Annotated in this window: 18 protein-coding genes; 11 read left to right on the top strand and 7 right to left on the bottom strand. The window is 58.0% G+C overall.

Going from position 1 to position 17,133, the window contains the following annotated elements:
• Positions 1–198: 198 nt before the first annotated feature.
• Positions 199–567 (bottom strand): hypothetical protein, encoded by a 369-nt coding sequence (locus tag Q1A69_RS05505; RefSeq protein WP_299582294.1) that lies wholly within the window; start codon positions 565–567, stop codon positions 199–201.
• A 238-nt stretch (positions 568–805) separates the two neighbouring features.
• Positions 806–2,179, bottom strand: a complete 1,374-nt coding sequence (locus Q1A69_RS05510; protein WP_299582296.1) for a response regulator — start codon at positions 2,177–2,179, stop codon at positions 806–808.
• A gap of 100 nt (positions 2,180–2,279) precedes the next feature.
• On the opposite strand from Q1A69_RS05510, the gene Q1A69_RS05515 reads away from it, so the two are divergent.
• A complete protein-coding gene (locus tag Q1A69_RS05515) occupies positions 2,280–2,600 on the top strand; it encodes a hypothetical protein (RefSeq protein WP_299582298.1) in 321 nt (106 codons plus the stop codon).
• Here Q1A69_RS05515 and Q1A69_RS05520 read toward each other — a convergent pair.
• Together Q1A69_RS05520 and alaE are read right to left on the bottom strand one after the other, a co-directional pair.
• Positions 2,571–3,266 (bottom strand): aspartate/glutamate racemase family protein, encoded by a 696-nt coding sequence (locus tag Q1A69_RS05520; protein WP_299582300.1) that lies wholly within the window; start codon positions 3,264–3,266, stop codon positions 2,571–2,573. The two genes, Q1A69_RS05515 and Q1A69_RS05520, sit on opposite strands and share 30 nt — an antisense overlap.
• Before the next feature lie 46 nt (positions 3,267–3,312).
• Positions 3,313–3,807, bottom strand: a complete 495-nt coding sequence (gene alaE / locus Q1A69_RS05525) for an L-alanine exporter AlaE (protein WP_299582303.1) — start codon at positions 3,805–3,807, stop codon at positions 3,313–3,315.
• A 242-nt stretch (positions 3,808–4,049) separates the two neighbouring features.
• Between alaE and Q1A69_RS05530 the strand changes: the two genes are divergently transcribed.
• The gene (locus tag Q1A69_RS05530; protein WP_299582306.1) at positions 4,050–4,601 is read left to right on the top strand and encodes a PadR family transcriptional regulator; all 552 of its coding nucleotides are present in this window, start codon (positions 4,050–4,052) and stop codon (positions 4,599–4,601) included.
• A gap of 48 nt (positions 4,602–4,649) precedes the next feature.
• On the opposite strand, the gene Q1A69_RS05535 is transcribed toward Q1A69_RS05530, so the two are convergent.
• Both Q1A69_RS05535 and Q1A69_RS05540 read right to left on the bottom strand, forming a co-directional pair.
• Positions 4,650–5,795, bottom strand: coding sequence for a beta-ketoacyl-ACP synthase III (locus tag Q1A69_RS05535; protein WP_299582310.1), 1,146 nt, complete (start codon positions 5,793–5,795; stop codon positions 4,650–4,652).
• A 159-nt stretch (positions 5,796–5,954) separates the two neighbouring features.
• Positions 5,955–6,644 (bottom strand): ComF family protein, encoded by a 690-nt coding sequence (locus Q1A69_RS05540; RefSeq protein WP_299582313.1) that lies wholly within the window; start codon positions 6,642–6,644, stop codon positions 5,955–5,957.
• A 148-nt stretch (positions 6,645–6,792) separates the two neighbouring features.
• Between Q1A69_RS05540 and bioB the strand changes: the two genes are divergently transcribed.
• Genes bioB through bioC form a run of 3 tightly spaced genes read left to right on the top strand, consistent with a single transcriptional unit; the run spans position 6,793 to position 10,594 of the window.
• Complete coding sequence (bioB, locus tag Q1A69_RS05545; protein WP_299582315.1) at positions 6,793–7,860, top strand: biotin synthase BioB; 1,068 nt, start codon at positions 6,793–6,795, stop codon at positions 7,858–7,860.
• On the top strand, positions 7,857–9,050 hold the full coding sequence (gene bioF / locus Q1A69_RS05550) for an 8-amino-7-oxononanoate synthase (RefSeq protein WP_299582318.1): 1,194 nt from the start codon (positions 7,857–7,859) through the stop codon (positions 9,048–9,050). The genes bioB and bioF overlap by 4 nt, the downstream gene beginning before the upstream one ends.
• Positions 9,047–10,594, top strand: coding sequence for a malonyl-ACP O-methyltransferase BioC (gene bioC, locus Q1A69_RS05555; protein WP_299582321.1), 1,548 nt, complete (start codon positions 9,047–9,049; stop codon positions 10,592–10,594). The genes bioF and bioC overlap by 4 nt, the downstream gene beginning before the upstream one ends.
• Here the strand turns inward: bioC and Q1A69_RS05560 are convergent.
• Complete coding sequence (locus tag Q1A69_RS05560; RefSeq protein WP_299582324.1) at positions 10,585–11,073, bottom strand: L,D-transpeptidase family protein; 489 nt, start codon at positions 11,071–11,073, stop codon at positions 10,585–10,587. The genes bioC and Q1A69_RS05560 overlap by 10 nt on opposite strands.
• Before the next feature lie 235 nt (positions 11,074–11,308).
• Between Q1A69_RS05560 and bioD the strand changes: the two genes are divergently transcribed.
• The 6 genes from bioD to creC all read left to right on the top strand — a co-directional run bounded on the left by bioD (position 11,309) and on the right by creC (position 17,046).
• Positions 11,309–11,995: a dethiobiotin synthase gene (bioD, locus tag Q1A69_RS05565; protein ID WP_299582327.1), complete on the top strand. Its 687-nt coding sequence runs from the start codon at positions 11,309–11,311 to the stop codon at positions 11,993–11,995.
• Positions 11,996–12,113: 118 nt separating this feature from the next.
• A complete protein-coding gene (locus Q1A69_RS05570) occupies positions 12,114–13,895 on the top strand; it encodes an acyl-CoA dehydrogenase C-terminal domain-containing protein (RefSeq protein ID WP_299582330.1) in 1,782 nt (593 codons plus the stop codon).
• A 110-nt stretch (positions 13,896–14,005) separates the two neighbouring features.
• Positions 14,006–14,197, top strand: coding sequence for a DUF3094 family protein (locus Q1A69_RS05575; protein ID WP_299582333.1), 192 nt, complete (start codon positions 14,006–14,008; stop codon positions 14,195–14,197).
• A gap of 4 nt (positions 14,198–14,201) precedes the next feature.
• Complete coding sequence (locus Q1A69_RS05580) at positions 14,202–14,870, top strand: nitroreductase family protein (RefSeq protein WP_299582336.1); 669 nt, start codon at positions 14,202–14,204, stop codon at positions 14,868–14,870.
• Between the two features lie 60 nt (positions 14,871–14,930).
• Positions 14,931–15,620 carry a two-component system response regulator CreB gene (creB, locus tag Q1A69_RS05585; RefSeq protein WP_299582339.1) on the top strand — a complete coding sequence of 230 codons (690 nt, stop codon included), beginning with the start codon at positions 14,931–14,933 and terminating at the stop codon, positions 15,618–15,620.
• Position 15,621: 1 nt separating this feature from the next.
• A complete protein-coding gene (gene creC, locus Q1A69_RS05590) occupies positions 15,622–17,046 on the top strand; it encodes a two-component system sensor histidine kinase CreC (RefSeq protein WP_299582342.1) in 1,425 nt (474 codons plus the stop codon).
• The last annotated feature ends 87 nt before the right edge of the window (positions 17,047–17,133 follow it).

Here is a 17,133-nt window from a genome sequence, read left to right on the forward strand (position 1 = left end):
TGAAGTTGCGAAATGCAAAGGCGAAGATAGGGCGAATATTAAGCGTTGAATGCAGGAGAGAGTGAATGGCAGTTTTATAGAAAAGATGAAATGTAAAACCGTCTTAACAGGAACGGGTTATTTCGACAGGGTGGTGGTGGCTTGCGCTTGCTTTAAATGGGCAATGCCCGCGCGGATTTTCACGCGGGCGGGCATTTTTTAATAGTGCATCGGATCATAGGCGGGGCGGCGATCGACCAGCATCAGCCAGCCGCGAATGACCCGATAGATGACCCAAATCCAATTGATGGCGAGAATTAAGTAGCCCAGGCCGAGTATCCACCAGGTTAGAGAGCCGACAATCGTCCACAGCAGCCAAAACCAGAAGGTGCGAATCTGCCAGCGGAAGTGAGATTCCGCCAGGGTGCCGCGTACATCGCTGCGCTTAAAATAATTAATCAGTACGCCGACAAAAAAAGGGATTGCGGTAAACAGGCTGATGGCCTGGATCAAGTAGACCATGATGGCCAGATCGCGGCCACTCTGTTCGCGGGCCTCTTGGGAGCGGGTTGGGTACTGCTCAGACATGACTTAATTCTCTTTTGAACTCTGCAAAATATAGTGTGGTCCCCACTGCGCAATTCAACGTATGTGCGTTGGAGTGGTATTTTTGTGCGACAGTCGGTGCCGGCTATGGTTTGTGTTAGCCGGACCTTGAAGGGCTGGAACAGTTGGGGGGGCTGTTAACCTCGCGGGCGCTGGCCCATCCCTGTGTCGTATCATCCCATTAACTTGTCTGTATTTCGGCTAATAACCGTAAGTAATATCATTTCAGGGCCCACTCGGTGTGTACATTGCGTTCGCGCCAGGCTTTTAGCTGGCGTACCGATTCGCGCATTAGCTGCAATAATTCAGTGCGCTGCCGGCGGCAGTGCTCGCGTTCACTATCGATGGAGAGATTAGCGGCCAGGCTGCGCAGACGTGCGGATACATTGTCGAGACCCACTTCCGCCGCAGCTCGGGCAACATCCTGGGCTTGTTTCTCCGCATCCAACCAGTGGCGTCCGGTGAGTGCGCTGGTGAGCGAGGTAATGTGCTTGGGTAGGGTGGCGCTGCGGTCGCTGAGTAGTTCGGCGAATGTGAGATGATCCAAGGTATCTTGTTGGCGCAACAGGGTATTGGTGTTCAGTAGCTGCGCCGGGCGAGGTTTCTGCTGTTGTGGCGCTCCCTGAAGGCGCCGCGTGGCCCATTGCATCAGCTGCATCAACTGCCGGTCGCCAATCGGGTGGGTGAGTACCCCGGTAAATCCACGCGCCTGGTAGCGCTCTTTATCGCCGGTTCTGGCACTTTGCAGTAGGGCGAAAATTGGTAGGTCTGCGCCGCGTTCTCGGCGAATTTCGCGCACGGCTTCCACGCCGTCCATCAGTGGCAGGTGCGTATCGGTCAGTATCAGGTCAAAGTTTTTTTGCAGGGCGGCACTACTGCCGTCGATACCGTTACACTCTCTTTGCACATGATGACCCATGGCTTCCAGTGTTGCCTGCAGGGATTCGTGTTTATTATTTTCCACTAACAGCACGGCGAGGCCGTTGCCGGTATTGCCGAGTACTTCTCTGGGAAGCTTGAGTTCCACAGTTTCGACTTTGCCAATCTGGCGCAGATCGTCTAAGGATTTGAGTGCCGCATTCAACTGGCGTTTGCTAATTTCCACCAGAGCTTTTGTGTTGTTGTCCTCGCTGCGTCCGAGCAGGTTGAGGGTGCCCATGAGTGTATCGAGAGGGTGGTGCAGTTGATGGCGCACGATGGTGAGCAGATCGAATTTTTCCTGGCGCACTAATTCGAGGCTTTCGCGAGTTTCTTCTAATTGTTTTTCCAGGGCGAGGAATTCACTGTTGCGACTGTGCGCCTTTTGAAACAGGTTGCTGTTTTCGGCACTGATATTGTCGATCTGTTGTGCGCTTTGTCGCCTTAATTTTTTCAGGCTGAGCTGTCTATTGAGTGTAAATAGGCAAACGAGTAAAAGTGCAACTAGCGCAGCGGCCAGCCAGTAAATAGACACTTGTCGCGTGAGCGTATTTAATTCAAAGGCTTGCGCGCCACTGCTGATACATGCCGAGCCCCACAGCAGCATACCGGTTTGCAGGGTAGATAAATAAATACGGCTAGAGGGCAGCCCCCCAGAAGAAATGGCTTTTGTCATCCTTGTAATCACTTTTTTGTTAGGGCGGACTAAATCCTGCAGTCCGCGGTGTGATTTTTGCGGTAGGTTTTGATCGATACTCCCGAAAAGATCAGACCGTTTGATACTGCAATATGGCACGGCGTACAAGAGAAATTTTTGCGGGGATGGGCTGCTTAAGGGGGGAGAATTCAGTCATCGACATGACCGCTATCGCCAATACCCAAGTAATATTGCGCCAATTATTGATAATGGTTTTTTAGGTTGGTTTTTGCCGAGAGGAATTGCACGCTATTACAGAGGTAGCTCTGGGCGTAAATTTAATAGAGGGAGAGCGTATTTTCCGAGTTTGGCGGCGGGCTATTCTTCAAAAAATACGCAATTCATGGTCGAAAAAAATGATTTTAATGTCTCAGGCAGCCTGGGGGAGGCGTTCCTGTAATAATTGCAACATACGCTCTGAGGGGAGAAATAAGCGAATACCATCGCAGTGGGCGAGTAGCTCTCGATAAAAATAATCGAAGTGGGTGCAGCCCAGGATAAGAATTTGCACACCGCTTTTCACAAGTGCCGCTACTAGGTCATCCAGAGCGTGCTGTTGCACAATCATTTCTGCGGGGAGACCATCCTCAATGTCTTCGACAATCTGCAGGTTGCCGATGCCGATTACCTTGGCTGTGGTATTGCGCTCGAGGATCTCGCGTTCGATATTGGCGCAGCTCTGGCAGTTGGCGGCGAGCAGGCCAAAATTGCGGTAGCGTTGGGTCAGCTCGGCATAGACTTCAAGTGGGGAGACCACTTCAATGGATGAGGCGGCTTTAACCGCCTGCATATCCACGGCGCCGGAGAGGGAGTTACAGTAGATCATGGCGGCTTCGGCGCCGCCTTGGTGCAGCTGTTCTATCGCGCTGATCAACTGTTGGGTGAGGGCGCCGCGCTCCAGAGCCTGTAATTGGGTCTGTGCTTGGGGGGATGCCGACAGGGACAAGCCGACACCGCGCAGCTGGCGCGCGGCGAGGAAATCCAGGCCAAAGCGGGTGTCAGTCGGGGTGCCGGCGACCACGCCAATGGTCATGGAGCTCTCTTCAATGGCGTTCTGCGTCAACACGGCGATTTTCCTCTCTCGTAATGCTCAGTCGAGTGTCTGTGTCCTCTCAGGAGGCTCTTTTGCTCCGCAAGGGGCTGACGGTATTAATCCACACTCGGCGCACCCAGTCGAGATAAATTCCATAGGGACCGCCGAGGGCGCCGGCAATCAGCATGAAGGTAATACTGGCGGTAGCGATTTCGTCCCAGCTGGCGCCGCCCAGGTGCATATTGCCCATATAGAGTGGGAACTGGAAACTGAGGAAGACAAAGGTATCCACCAGGTAGGCATTGATTGGGCCACCGCCGCCAAAACGGTTCACCACCCAGCTGCGATAGACACTGAAGGGCCGCGCAATCAGAGTGTTGAAGACCAGGGCCATCAGGCGCACTTTCAGATGTTCGTTCCAGCTCATACCGGCCAGCAGCAGCTCGATGGGAATCGCCACCGCCCAGGAAAAGCTGTTCATGGCGAAGATATCCACGAGGAAATCCCAGCGACGCGCGTTGGGCGCGGCTGGTTCGGCGTCGGGGCCGGACGGTGTGAGTGCGGGCGCGGACATGGAGTAAACAACCTCTTGAACATCGAGCCCTCACCTCACGGTGGCGGCAGGCCGGCGATTATATCTCCAAATTGCGCAAATGCTAGCCTTGCATCTCGACTGGTGAGATCTGTCGAGATAATCCTCCTACAAAATATTAGAAAATTAATCTAAATATCTTATTGGCTTTATGTGTCTCCTGGCCACAGTGGCGCCTGAGAGGTTAATATGCAACTCTTTGCATAAGCCAAATCGGAGCCATCATGTCCCTGCGCTACGCCGTCCTCACTCTGTTGGATATCGAGCCCGGCAGTGGTTACGACCTGAAGCGTCGCTTCGAGCGCAGCGTTTCTCATTTCTGGAGTGCGAGTCATCAGCAGATGTACCGGGAGCTGCACAAGCTGTATGACGAGGGTCTGCTGGATTGCGAGGAACAGCCCCAGGAAGGTAAGCCGGACAAGAAGGTTTACAGCCTCACCGAAAAAGGTCGTGCGGAGTTATGCGACTGGGTGACTCAGCCGGCAGCGCCTCAGAAAATTCGCGAGCCTTTTCTCGTGCGCCTGTTTGCCGGCCATCACCTGAGCCAGGAAGAATTGCGCGAGGCGCTCAACGATCAGCTGCGGAGGCATCATGGGTTACTGGAGAACTACCGGGAGCAGAACGAGCGGGTATTGAAGAGTGCCCCAGCCTTGCAGGAACGTTACTGGCTCGCCCATCAGACCCTGCTATTGGGAATTGAGGCGGAAAAGACCTGGATTAGCTGGGCGGAAAAAATGCTCAGTCAGCTTGAGCAGAAACACGGGGAAACCAATTAAAAAAACCGGGCACTGCCCGGTTTTTTTGTATCCGTAGCATTCTTCGACTCAGATGGCGACTTTCTCTATCACCAGACTGCCGATGGAATAGCCGGCGCCGAATGAGCAGATAATACCGCGCTCGCCCACTTGCAGGTCGTCACTGTGCAGGTTGAAGGCGATTAATGAACCGGCGCTGGCGGTGTTGGCGTAGCGATCCAACACTACCGGTGCACGCTCCGCACTGGTCTCGTCACCCATCAGCTTCTTGGCGATCAGGTTGTTCATATTGATATTGGCCTGGTGCAGCCAGTAGCGGCTCACCTCGCGGGGGTCGGTGCCGCAATCGTGCAGGTGTTCTTCAATATGAGCGGCGGCCATGGGGCAGACCTCCTTGAACACCTTGCGGCCGTTCTGGCGGAACAGTTTGCCGGGGCCAAAAGGGTCCACATCCGCCGCGCGCGCAGCGTAGCTGAAGTTCGAACGGATATTGTTGGAGTAGACGGTTTTGGCCTTGGTGCCGAGGATCTCCCAGGCGCTCTCTACCGTGCAGGTCTCGCGGCGCTCGATCACACTGGCTACGGCCACATCGCCAAAGATGAAATGGCTGTCGCGGTCGGTGAAATCCACCTGTGGTGAAGCCAATTCGGCGTTGATGACCAGTACGGTGCGCGCGGCGCCGGAGCAGATAGCATCTACCCCGCGTTGCATAGAAAAAGTGGCGGATGAGCAGGCCACTTCCATATCGAAGGCGAAACCGTCGATGTCGAGTGCGCCCTGGATCTCAATGGCAATGGCCGGGTAGGCGCGCTGCATATAAGAGGCGCCGACAATGACCATATCGACATCGGAGGCCTGTTTACCGGCCTTCTCGAGTGCCAGCTTGGCGGCTTTAAGGCCCATTTCTGCCTGTACACAGAGATCGTCGTCGTTGCGTTCGGGGATAAAGGGGCGCATGCGCGCCGGATCGAGAATACCCTCGCGGGTGACCACATGGCGGCTCTTAATACCGGAGGCCTTCTCGATAAATTCCGCCGAGGACTGCGGCTTGGGCTGCAGAGCGCCGGACTCGATCGCCTGGGCGTGTTCCAGGTTGTATTGTTTGGCGTAGGTATTGTAGGCATCTACCAGCTCTTCGTTGCTGATAGCTTCCGGTGGGGTCCACAGGCCGGTGCCGCTGATGACAATGCCCCGTGGCAACTTGTATTCACTCATCGCTGAATCCCTGGCTCACAGCAAAGAACCTGCGAGCAATTAGTCACTGAATAGAACCTTAGCAGCGCCGGCTTAATTGGGACTTTTGTGCCAGAACGGCAAGGCAGGATATTGTGACCCTTCTGTAACTTCCGGTCTATCTGCGGTCGCGCCGAAGAGTCATGGCGTTCTGGCCAAAACAAAGGCGCTGACCTTGCGCGCGCCGGCTTCCAGGAGTTTTTGCGCCGCCGCTTCCAGGGTGGCGCCGGTGGTGAGTACATCATCCACCAATCCAATATGCATTTCCTGCACCGATCCCCGCAGGGCAAAACTTTGCAGCAGGTTGCGCATGCGTTGCTGCCGCCGTAACTGCGATTGGGTGCGGGTGGCGCTGATTTTGCGCAGCAGGCGTGGCCGCACCGGTAACCGCCACTGCCTGCCCAGCTCGGCTGCAACCAGCTGTGCCTGGTTGTATCCACGTATCCAGTAGCGGCACCAGTGCAGGGGAATCGGAGCGAGGAGATCGGGTGGCTCCCCGCAGGGTTTTATTGCCCCGGCGGCCAGCTGCGCCAAACTATGACCTGCACTCAAATCACCCTGATATTTAAACCGCTGGATCAGCTGGCTCACCGGGTAAGCGTATTGCCAGGCGGCCTGTACCCGCTGGAAGCGCGGCGGTTGTCGCAGGCAGTTGGGGCACTGGCGCGCGCACGAGGCCAAGGGCAGAGCACAGCTCTCGCATGCCCGACCGAGATAGGGTAAGTCCCCAACACAGCCGGGACAGATGCCAGATTCGCTGGCGCGGTCGCCACACAGTAGGCACTGGGCCAGATGATGGGAGAGTAGTGGCGAGATTCGGCTGTAAACCATAATTGATTATCTGAGTTGACAGCGATAGGGGGCTGGCTAAACTGGCCAGTCCGTTTGGTCGAGTTTGTCACTGCCACCGACAGCAGTCACCCCGGCCCCGTAAATAAAAAGAGCACAAACCACTCCAGTAATTAGAGAGAGTAAGCCTGTGACCGCTGACCAGCATACGCCCGCCGCCAATATTCGCCACGACTGGACCCGCCAACAGGTTTTGGGCCTCTTTGCCATGCCGTTTAGTGATCTGCTGTTCACCGCACAGCAGGTGCATCGAGTCTACTTCGACCCCAACCGAGTGCAGGTCAGTACCCTCTGCTCGATCAAGACCGGGGCTTGCCCGGAAGACTGCGCCTATTGCCCGCAGAGTGCTCGCTATGATACTGGGCTGGAGCGGGAAAAGCTGATGAAGGTGGAGAAGGTGTTGGAGGAGGCCCGAGTGGCCAAGGCGAGCGGTGCCACACGCTTCTGCATGGGGGCTGCCTGGCGCTCACCCAAGAAAAAGGATATGCCCTACGTTACCCAGATGGTGCGTGAGGTGAAGGCGCTGGGCATGGAGACCTGCATGACTCTGGGGATGCTCAATGATGACCAGGCCCAGGAGCTGGCCGATGCGGGGCTCGACTACTACAACCACAATCTGGATACCTCGCCCGAGTACTACGGCGAGATTATCACCACCCGCACCTACCAGGATCGCCTGGAGACGCTCGGGCGTGTGCGCACCGCCGGTATGAAAGTCTGCGCCGGCGGAATCGTCGGCATGGGCGAGGGCGACAAGGATCGCGCCGGGCTACTCATGCAGCTGGCCAACCTGCCGGAGCACCCGGAATCGGTGCCCATCAATATGTTGGTGAAGGTTGCCGGTACTCCTCTGGAGCAGGAGAAGGATCTGGACCCCTTCGAGTTTATCCGCTGCATTGCCGTGGCGCGGATCATGATGCCCAAATCCCACGTGCGCCTCTCAGCGGGGCGCGAACAGATGAGCGACGAGATGCAGGCGATGGCCTTCCTAGCCGGCGCCAATTCCATCTTTTACGGTGAGAAACTGCTGACTACGGCCAATCCGGAGTCCAACAAGGATATGCAGCTGTTTTCCCGCCTGGGAATCCAGCCCGAGGAGTATCAGCAATATGCAGATGAATCCGAGGTGGAAGCGGAACTGAGCGCCCAGATCAGCGAACAGCAAAATGACGCTTTCTTCTACGACGCGGCCAAATGACCCTAGAGAAGATCCTGCGCCAGCGTCTGGATGAGCGGCGCCGGGACGGTCTCTATCGCCAGATCAAAACGCTGGCTGCAGCGCCGACTCCTCTGGTTACAGTCGATGGGCGAGAGATGCTGGCCTTCAGCAGCAACGATTACTTGGGCCTGGCAATCCACCCCGAAGTAATTGCCGCGCAGAAAGCCGGTGCTGAACTGGGTGCCGGCGCCACCGCATCCCACCTCGTCAATGGCCATTTTCAGGTGCATCAACAGCTGCAGCAGAGCCTCGCCGAAGTTACCGGGCGCGAGGCGGCGCTGGTGTTCTCCAGTGGTTATATGGCCAACGTGGGCACACTCTGTGCACTACTGGGCCGCGCCGATAATATTATTTCTGACAAGCTCAACCATGCCTCTCTGATTGATGGTGCGCGTTTGTGCGGTGCCAACAGCCTGCGTTTTCCACACGGCGACCTGGATGGACTGCATCGCCAATTGCAGCGCGCCGCTCGGCGCGGGGGAAATACCCTGGTGGCGGTGGATGGCGTCTACAGTATGGATGGTGACCTAGCGCCCCTGGCCGAAATTGCCGGCCTGTGTCGGGACTACGGTGCCTGGTTACTGGTGGATGAAGCGCACGGATTTGGAGTGATGGGCAGCGCACAATTGCCTCTGGCGGGTAGCAGCGCCGCGGCGGGTCTCGATCAGTCACAGGTACCGGTCATTATGGGCACCCTGGGTAAAGCTGCGGGTAATGCGGGGGCCTTTGTCGCAGGTTCCAGCGCCTTGATCGATTACCTGGTGCAGTTTGCCCGCCCTTATATCTATACCACCGGCATGCCACCAGCGGTGGCCGCCGGCAGTATTGCTGCGGTGGAGCGGATGCGCAGTGAACCCGAGTTGGCCCGGCGTCTGCAGGAGAATATCGCTCACTTCCGCCAGCGAGCGGCACAGCTAAATTTACCTCTGGCAGGCTCCTCCACTGCGATCCAGCCCCTGCTGCTCGGCTGTGAAAAAACCGTTATGTCGGTGTCTGCAAAATTGGAGTGTCGAGGGTTTTTGGTGGGGGCGATTCGACCGCCTACCGTGCCTGTGGGCACGGCTCGTCTGCGAATTACTCTGAGTGCCGCCCATAGCCATGACCAAATCAATGCACTACTCGATGAACTGGTCTCCGTGCTGCAGGAAAATGCGCTGGTGCGTTCGTGAGCCAGGTTGAGAATCTGGTATTCCTGCATGGTTGGGGTGGGGATAACGGTCCGTGGCAGCCACTACTCGAAGCGGTGCGCGAACAGCTGGGGGTGCCCCTGCGCTGTATCGAGCTGCCCGGGTTTGGTGAGCGAAGGGACGAGCCCTGGCAGCAGCAGGAGGTGCTATTGCAGCAGCTCTATCACGCGCTGCCACAAAACTGTGTTCTGGTTGGGCACTCTCTTGGCGGTATGTTGGCTGTGCAGTTGGCGTCCATGCGGGAACAGAGAAAAATCTGTGGAATTGTCACTATCTCTGCGAATGCCTGCTTTGTGGAACAGGGTGACTGGCCGGGAATGCCCCAACGCACCTTTGAGCGTTTTCGCATCGCCTTCGTACAGGATCCCTACGCCATCTGGGAGCGATTTTGTGCTTTGCAATCCCATGGTGACAACGCCATGCGCGCCTTGCTCAAGCACCTGAAAGGGCGCAGACCCAATATTAATGCCGATACCTGGTTGCATGCCCTGGATTGCCTGTCCCGGTTGGATAATCGCAACTTGCTTCAGAGCTTGGCGGTGCCCGCCTTACATATGTTCGGCAAGCGAGATGCTTTGGTGCCCCTGGCGGCTGTGGAGGAAATCCAAGCCACGGGTGCCCAAGTAGAAATAATGGAAGGTTGCGGTCATAAACCACACATGTCGCAGCCTCATCAGGTGGCTAAGCGATTGCGGCATTTCGTAGAAAACCTGTCCGCTGCCGGCACTTCACTGGTGGAACCCTTTGATAAGCCTGCGGTAGCCCGATCATTTGGGCGCGCCGCCAGCAGCTACGATAGTTGCGCCCATTTACAGCGAGCCGTTTGCCGCCAATTAGTGAAATTGGCAGAGCGTCACTGGACCCCAAGTAACATTGTCGATCTGGGCAGTGGTACGGGTTTTGGCAGTAAACTGCTGCGCCACCATTTTCCCGATGCCCGTATTGTTGCCCTGGACCTGTCCGAGGATATGTTGCGATTTGCCCGCAAGGAACGGCCCCAGGCAGATGCCTATATCGCCGCAGATGCAGAGCAGTTGCCCCTGGCGGACGGCAGTGTGGATCTGCTGTTCTCCAGTATGGCGCTGCAATGGTGTTACCGGTTACCGCAGCTCTTCGCCGAGCTGCGCAGGGTGCTCTCCCCCAAAGGGCACTGCCTGGTGGCCACACTGGGGCCAGGTACCCTGGCTGAACTCCGCGATAGCTGGGCCGAAGTGGACAGCGGTGTGCACGTCAATCGCTTTCTGCCCTTGGTGAATTGGCGCGAAGCAGCGACACAGTCGCAATTGAAAGGGGAAGTGCTCGACGAACAGCGCTTGCTGTATTTTGACAACTTGCGCCAGTTGATGCGGGAATTGAAAGGCGTGGGCGCGCACAATATTAATCGTGCCGCAGAACGGGGTATGACCGGGCGCAGCAAGTTGCGTCGTCTGGCAGAATCCTACGAGGCGCTGAGGCAGCCCAAGGGGCTGCCGCTCAGCTACGAGGTGATCTATATGAAGCTTGCCCAGGGATTCGATCAGGGATAGATATCGATGGGCGTGGGGGTTTTTACCAGAGCCCAGATCTCGTCCATCTCCCGGTTGGAGGCCACCGCGATACAACCGTCGGTCCAGTTGTTGCGGCGCAGGTGCCTCTCCATGTAGGCCCACCCAGGTTTGATGCCGTGGATCATGATGTCGCCACCGGGGCTGACGCCCATTTTGGCAGCGCGTGCCCGGTCCTGCTTGTTTGGATAGGATACGTGGATGGAGCGGTAGAAGCGGCTTTTGGGGTTCTTCCAGTCCAGGGTGTAGCGCCCTTCGGGCGTGCGCTCGTCCCCCTGGCGAACTTTGTGGCCCCTGGGGTTGTCACCAAAAGATACAGTGTAGCTTTTCACGACCCGGCCGTTGCGAATCAACTGCATCAGTTTCTTGGACTTGTAAACCACAACATGGTCGACAGGGGTAACTTTCGCTGTGGCGAGCAGGGGCAGCGCCAGCAGCAGGGCAAGAGTAAGGTATCGCATGGTCTCTAAGCTGTTTGAGTGTTTTCAGTCATTTCGAGATTTCCCGCGTCCCTGCAGAGCAGTTTCCCCTTTTGGGGGAGTTATTTTGTGAGCGCGGCCCCGTGCCTTTGTTATCAGTGCTTGGCTTGACTTGTTCAAAATCTGCGCTACACGTCTAAATTATCACCAAGTGCGTGGCGTGAAAAGTCACCACAAGAAAAAAATTGAACTTTTTTGATGAGGGGAGGCTTTCGCCTTGGGTAGAAGTTATTTTGTTGCCGGTACTGATACCGAAGTGGGTAAGACCTTTGTGAGCGCGGCACTACTCACCGCAGCTGCGAATGCGGGGTTGCAAACTGCCGCGGTGAAGCCGGTGGCCTCCGGCTGTGCGCGCACCGAAAACGGGCTGCGCAACGAGGACGCTCTGCTGTTGCAAGAGGCTATGACCATGCCGCTCGGCTATCAGCAGGTGAACCCTTTTGCCCTGGAGCCGGCTATCGCGCCTCATATCGCCGCCATTGAGGCGGGCACACAGTTGAATGTGGCCCGTATGGCCGGTGTCTGCCGCGGTGTGATGTGCGCCGGTGCCGACCTGGTGCTGATCGAAGGCGCCGGTGGCTGGCGTACGCCGCTGGGGCCCAGGGCCTTCCTGTCGCAGCTGCCGAGGGAGTTGAACACCCCGGTGATTCTGGTGGTGGGCATGCGGCTCGGCTGTATCAACCACGCGCTCCTAACCGCCGAGGCCATCCGCCGCGATGGCCTGCCGTTGGCGGGTTGGGTGGCAAATTTTGTGTGCCCAGAAATGGTCCGCGCCGAGGAAAACCTCGCCACCCTTGAGGCCTTGCTGCCGGCACCGCTGCTCGGTGTAGTTCCCCACAGCGTGGCGGGAGACTACCGCGAAGTGGCGCAGCACCTGGATATTCGCCCGCTCTTACCGGCCTGAACGCCCTCCCTGCAAGCTCTCCCATCAGGGCCCGTGAGGGCCCAAACCAGTTGACTTTGCGTCTCTACGGCCCTAGATTCAAACAAGCGTTTGAAACACTTGAATGAGGACCGGGAGCATGGCCGACTACAAGGCGCCACTGCGGGAGATGAACTTCCTGCTGCACGAAGTATTTGCTGCGGAAAAACTCTGGGCGGAACTGCCCGGATTGAACGGGGCGGTGGATCGCGAAACCGCGGATGCGATTCTCGAAGAGATGGCCAAGCTGGCCTCCAACACCCTGGACCCGATTAACCGCAGCGGTGACGAAGAGGGTTGCCAGTGGAACGATGGCGTTGTGACCACTCCACAGGGCTTCAAAGAAGCCTATGCCACTTTCTGTGAAGGCGGCTGGGGCGCACTGCTGGGTAATCCGGAGTACGGCGGCATGGGCATGCCGAAGATGCTCGGCGCCCAAGTTGAGGAAATGATCAATGCTTCGAATATCTCTTTCGCCCTCTACCCGGTTTTGACCAACGGTGCCTGCCTGGCGATTGACGCCCACGGCAGCGAGGCGCTGAAGCAAAAATACCTGCCCAAGATGTACGAAGGCACCTGGGCCGGCGCCATGGATCTGACCGAGCCCCACGCCGGTACGGACCTGGGCATTATCCGCACCAAGGCCGAGCCACGCGAAGACGGCAGCTACAGCATTAGCGGCAGCAAGATTTTTATCACCGGTGGCGATCAGGATCTGTCCGAAAATATCATTCACTTGGTGCTGGCCAAGCTGCCGGATGCACCCAAAGGACCCAAGGGAATCTCCCTGTTCCTGGTGCCCAAATACAAAGTGGATGAAGACGGCAATGTCGGTGAAAACAATAATGTGAATTGCGGTTCCATCGAGCACAAGATGGGAATCAAGGCCTCCGCCACCTGCGCCATGAATTTCGATGGCGCCCAGGGCTGGCTGGTGGGCGAGCTGAACAAGGGGCTCGCGGCCATGTTCACCATGATGAACTACGAGCGCTTGGGAGTGGGTATTCAGGGCCTCGGCGCCTCCGATCGCTCCTACCAGAATGCCGTGGAATACGCGCGCGATCGCATCCAGAGCCGCTCACCGGCGGGCGCGCAGCAGCCTGAAAAAGCTGCCGATCCGATTATTGTTCACCCTGATGTGCGCCGTATGCTGCTCACTCAGAAAGCCCTGGTTGGCGGCGGCCGCGCCCTGTCCACCTATGTGGCGCAGTGGCTGGATATCTCCAAGTTTGGTGAGGGCGACGAGAAGAAGAATGCCGAGTCCATGGTGGCCCTGCTGACACCGATCGTGAAAGCGTTTGCCACCGATATGGGCCTCGATTGCACCGTACTCGGCCAGCAGGTGTTTGGCGGTCACGGCTATATTCGCGAGTGGGGCCAGGAACAGCTGGTGCGCGATGTGCGTATTACCCAGATCTACGAGGGCACCAACGGCATCCAGGCTCTCGACCTGGTGGGGCGCAAAACCGTCGCCAACGGCGGTGCCCTGTTCGCGATGTTTGCGGGAGATGTACAGACATTTATCGACAGCCAAGTGGATCGCGAGGGTATGGCAGGCTTTGTTCAGCCACTGGCAGCGGCGCTGCAGCGCCTGCGCGAAGCGACCGAAAAGATGGTTGCAGCCACTCAGGAAGACCCCCATGCACCGGGCGCGGCGTCCGTGGAATACCTGCACCTGTTTGGCTACGTAGCCTACGCCTTTATGTGGGCCAAGGTGGTTGCGGTGGCACTGGATAAGCAGGAGGCGGACAGCTTCTACAAAGGTCAGGTGAAGACCGCGCGCTTCTATTTCGCACGTCTGTTGCCGCGTACCCAGGCCCTGGCTGCCAGCGTTAACGCCGGCAGTGCAACCCTGATGGACCTGGAGGAGGCGCTGTTCTAACAGCCCTTTTGCCGAGCTGTGTAAAAGCCCCGCATTGCGGGGCTTTTTTTGTGGAGTCGTTTTTCGCTTTCTCCTACACTCGGGGCACAACAAAAACGAGCGTCAGAGCCATGTCCGATCTTCCCCAGAAGAAACTGTCCGAGGCCGACCAGGCCCGCGTGGATCAGTACCTTAAAAGCGGTGTTAACCAAGTGCAGCGCAAGCCGTTCAGGCCTTTGCTGTTATTGTTGCTGTTGGTGATTCTACTGACCCTATTGTCACTGCTCAGTGTGTTTATTGCGCAGACCAAAGGTGTGGTTTAGGGCTATGACCGCAGAGAAACCTTGCCAGCCGCTCGATTTCATCCGCCTGCATGAAGAAGCCATGCGCGAACGTTCCGACGAGTTTTTCCGCTTGATGCACCGGCGTCGTTCGGTGCGGGATTTTTCCCCAAATCCTGTGCCCCGGGGGGTTATTGAGAATGCCCTGCGTGCGGCGGGCAGTGCCCCAAGCGGAGCCAATAGGCAGCCGTGGCACTTTGTCGTGGTGGAAACCGCACAAATTAAGCGCCGTATTCGCCTGGCGGCGGAAGAGGAGGAGCGCGAGTTTTACCAGCGTCGCGCCTCGGAAGAGTGGCTCAGTGCCCTGGAGCCCCTGGGTACCGATGCATCCAAGCCCTTCCTGGAAACCGCGCCCTACCTGATCGTGATTTTCCTGAAGAAGTTTTCCCTTGCGGAAAATGGGGAGCGGCTAAAAAATTACTACACCGCGGAATCTGTGGGTATTGCCACCGGTATGCTGATTGCGGCCCTGCACAATGCCGGTGTCGCGACCCTGACCCACACCCCCAGCCCGATGAAATTTCTCAATGACATTCTCTCCCGCCCGCCTGAGGAGAAGCCCTACATGATTCTGGTGGCCGGACTGCCGGCGGAGGGCGCCCAGGTGCCGGCGATCGCCAGAAAGCCCCTGGAGGAAATGGTCGATTTCCTGTGAGTAAATGATGGTGCAGACAAGTTATTCGCCAGAGAGCAGAGTGTTAGAGCCCAGTAACCCATGCCCAAAGTATTAATTGTTGAGGATGAAGCCGCGATCGCCGATACCCTGGTGTATGCCTTGCAGGCCGAGGGGTTTGCCACTCGCTGGCTGGAGCTGGCCGGTGAAGCCCTGGCACTGCTCGCGAGCGAGCCATTTGATTTGGTGATCCTGGATGTGGGGCTGGCGGATATCAGTGGTTTTGAAGCCTGTAAGCGCCTGCGTCAATTTTCTGAGGTGCCAGTGATCTTTCTCACCGCGCGCAGCGGGGAAATAGACCGGGTGGTAGGCCTTGAAATCGGTGCCGACGACTATGTGGTGAAACCCTTCAGCCCGCGCGAAGTGGCGGCGCGGGTCAAGGCCATCCTCAAGCGGGTGGCACCGCGTGCAACAGCGCCGCCGCAGGTCGCGGCGAAGCAGGGGCCCTTTCGCATCGACCCGGCACGTTGCCAGATCCATTTTCACGAGCAGCTGCTGCCACTGACCCATCACGAGTTTCGTCTGCTGCAAACCCTGCTGGCCCAGCCCGGCCGGGTGTTTTCCCGCACGCAGTTACTCGATGCCTTGGGGGTGGCCCTGGAAGCGGGTTACGAGCGCAATATCGACAGCCATATCAAAGGTCTGCGCGCCAAAATGCGTGAGGTGGCGCCCGCCGCCAAGCCTATCCAAACCCATCGAGGCCTGGGTTACAGCTGCTGCCTGGTGCACTGAGATGCCGTTCGGGGTGCGCATCTTCGCGGTCTATTTCCTGTTTGTCGGTCTGGCCAGCTGGTTCGTGCTGAGCAGGGTGATGGATGAGATTCGCCCCGGCGTGCGCCAGTCCACCGAGGAAACCCTGGTGGACACCGCGAATCTGTTGGCGGAGATCCTGCGCGACCAGGTTGCCGCCGGTAATCTGGCCCAGAGTCACCTGCCGGCGCTGCTCGAAGCCTATGGTCGACGGCGCCCTGAAGCCACTATCTGGGGGCACACCAAGAGTCAGGTGAACCACCGTATTTATGTCACCGACGCGAATGGCAGAGTCCTACTCGACTCCAGTGGACGGGCCTTAGGGCAGGACTATTCGCGCTGGAACGATGTATACCTCACTCTGCGCGGTGATTACGGCGCCCGCTCCACCCGCGAAGAGCCAGATAATCCAGACTCCTCCGTGATGTATGTGGCGGCGCCGATCCTCGACGGCGAGCGGATTATCGGCGTGGTCTCGGTGGCCAAACCCAACCGTACCCTGCAGCCCTATATCGAACGCTCGCAGCGGCGCCTGGCCTGGCTGGGTGCGGGGCTGCTCGGTCTCGGCCTGATGGTTGGGGCATTATTATCCTGGTGGCTGGGGAGATCCCTGGGCAAACTGACCGATTACGCCAAGGCCGCCAGTGCGGGCCGTCGGGTGAAACCGCCGCGTCTACCCAGCGGCGAATTGGGGCAATTGGCCGCGGCGGTGGAACAGATGCGCAACGAGCTGGAGGGCCGGGATTATGTAGAGCGCTATGTGCACACCCTCACCCACGAATTGAAGAGCCCCCTGGCGGCCATCCACGGCGCGGCGGAGTTGCTCGATAGCGATATGCCAGCGGCGCAGCGCCAGCGTTTTGTGAACAATATTCAGCGGGAGACAGCGCGCCTGCAGCAGCTGAGTGAACGTTTGCTGCACTTGGCTCAGGTGGAGCAGCGCCAGGGTTTGGAGGAGCGCGTGGGGGTGCCGCTGGGGCCACTACTGGAGGAGCTGCTCGAGGCACAGGGGGCGCGAATCACTAAGGCGCGGTTGCGCGTGGAGCTGGCGCTGGAACCGGCGCTGCAACTTTGCGGCGAGCGCTTCTTACTGCGCCAGGCGCTGGCGAACCTGCTCGATAACGCCCTGGATTTCACGGCTCCCGCCGGGCTAATCCGCTTTAGTGCCGAGCGGCGCGAACAGCGGGTTGAACTCCGCTTGTACAATGTGGGCGAGGCGATACCCCGGTATGCCCTGGCGCGCCTGACCGAGCGCTTCTACTCGCTACCTCGGCCCGATGGTGGGCACAAGAGCACGGGCCTGGGGCTCAATTTTGTGCAGGAGGTGGCCGAGCTGCATGGCGGCGACCTGGCCATCGACAACGTCGAGGGGGGCGTTGAAGTCCGCCTGTTATTGCCTGGAGCCTGAACCGGCTCCATAAAAATCCACACAATCTCCTTCCAATTTCCTTCCCGCCTCCACCGATGCGCCACATCGGTCGCTCAGACTGGGCAG

Origin of the sequence: uncultured Microbulbifer sp. (assembly GCF_947498635.1) — a bacterium.
Classification (GTDB): domain Bacteria; phylum Pseudomonadota; class Gammaproteobacteria; order Pseudomonadales; family Cellvibrionaceae; genus Microbulbifer; species Microbulbifer echini.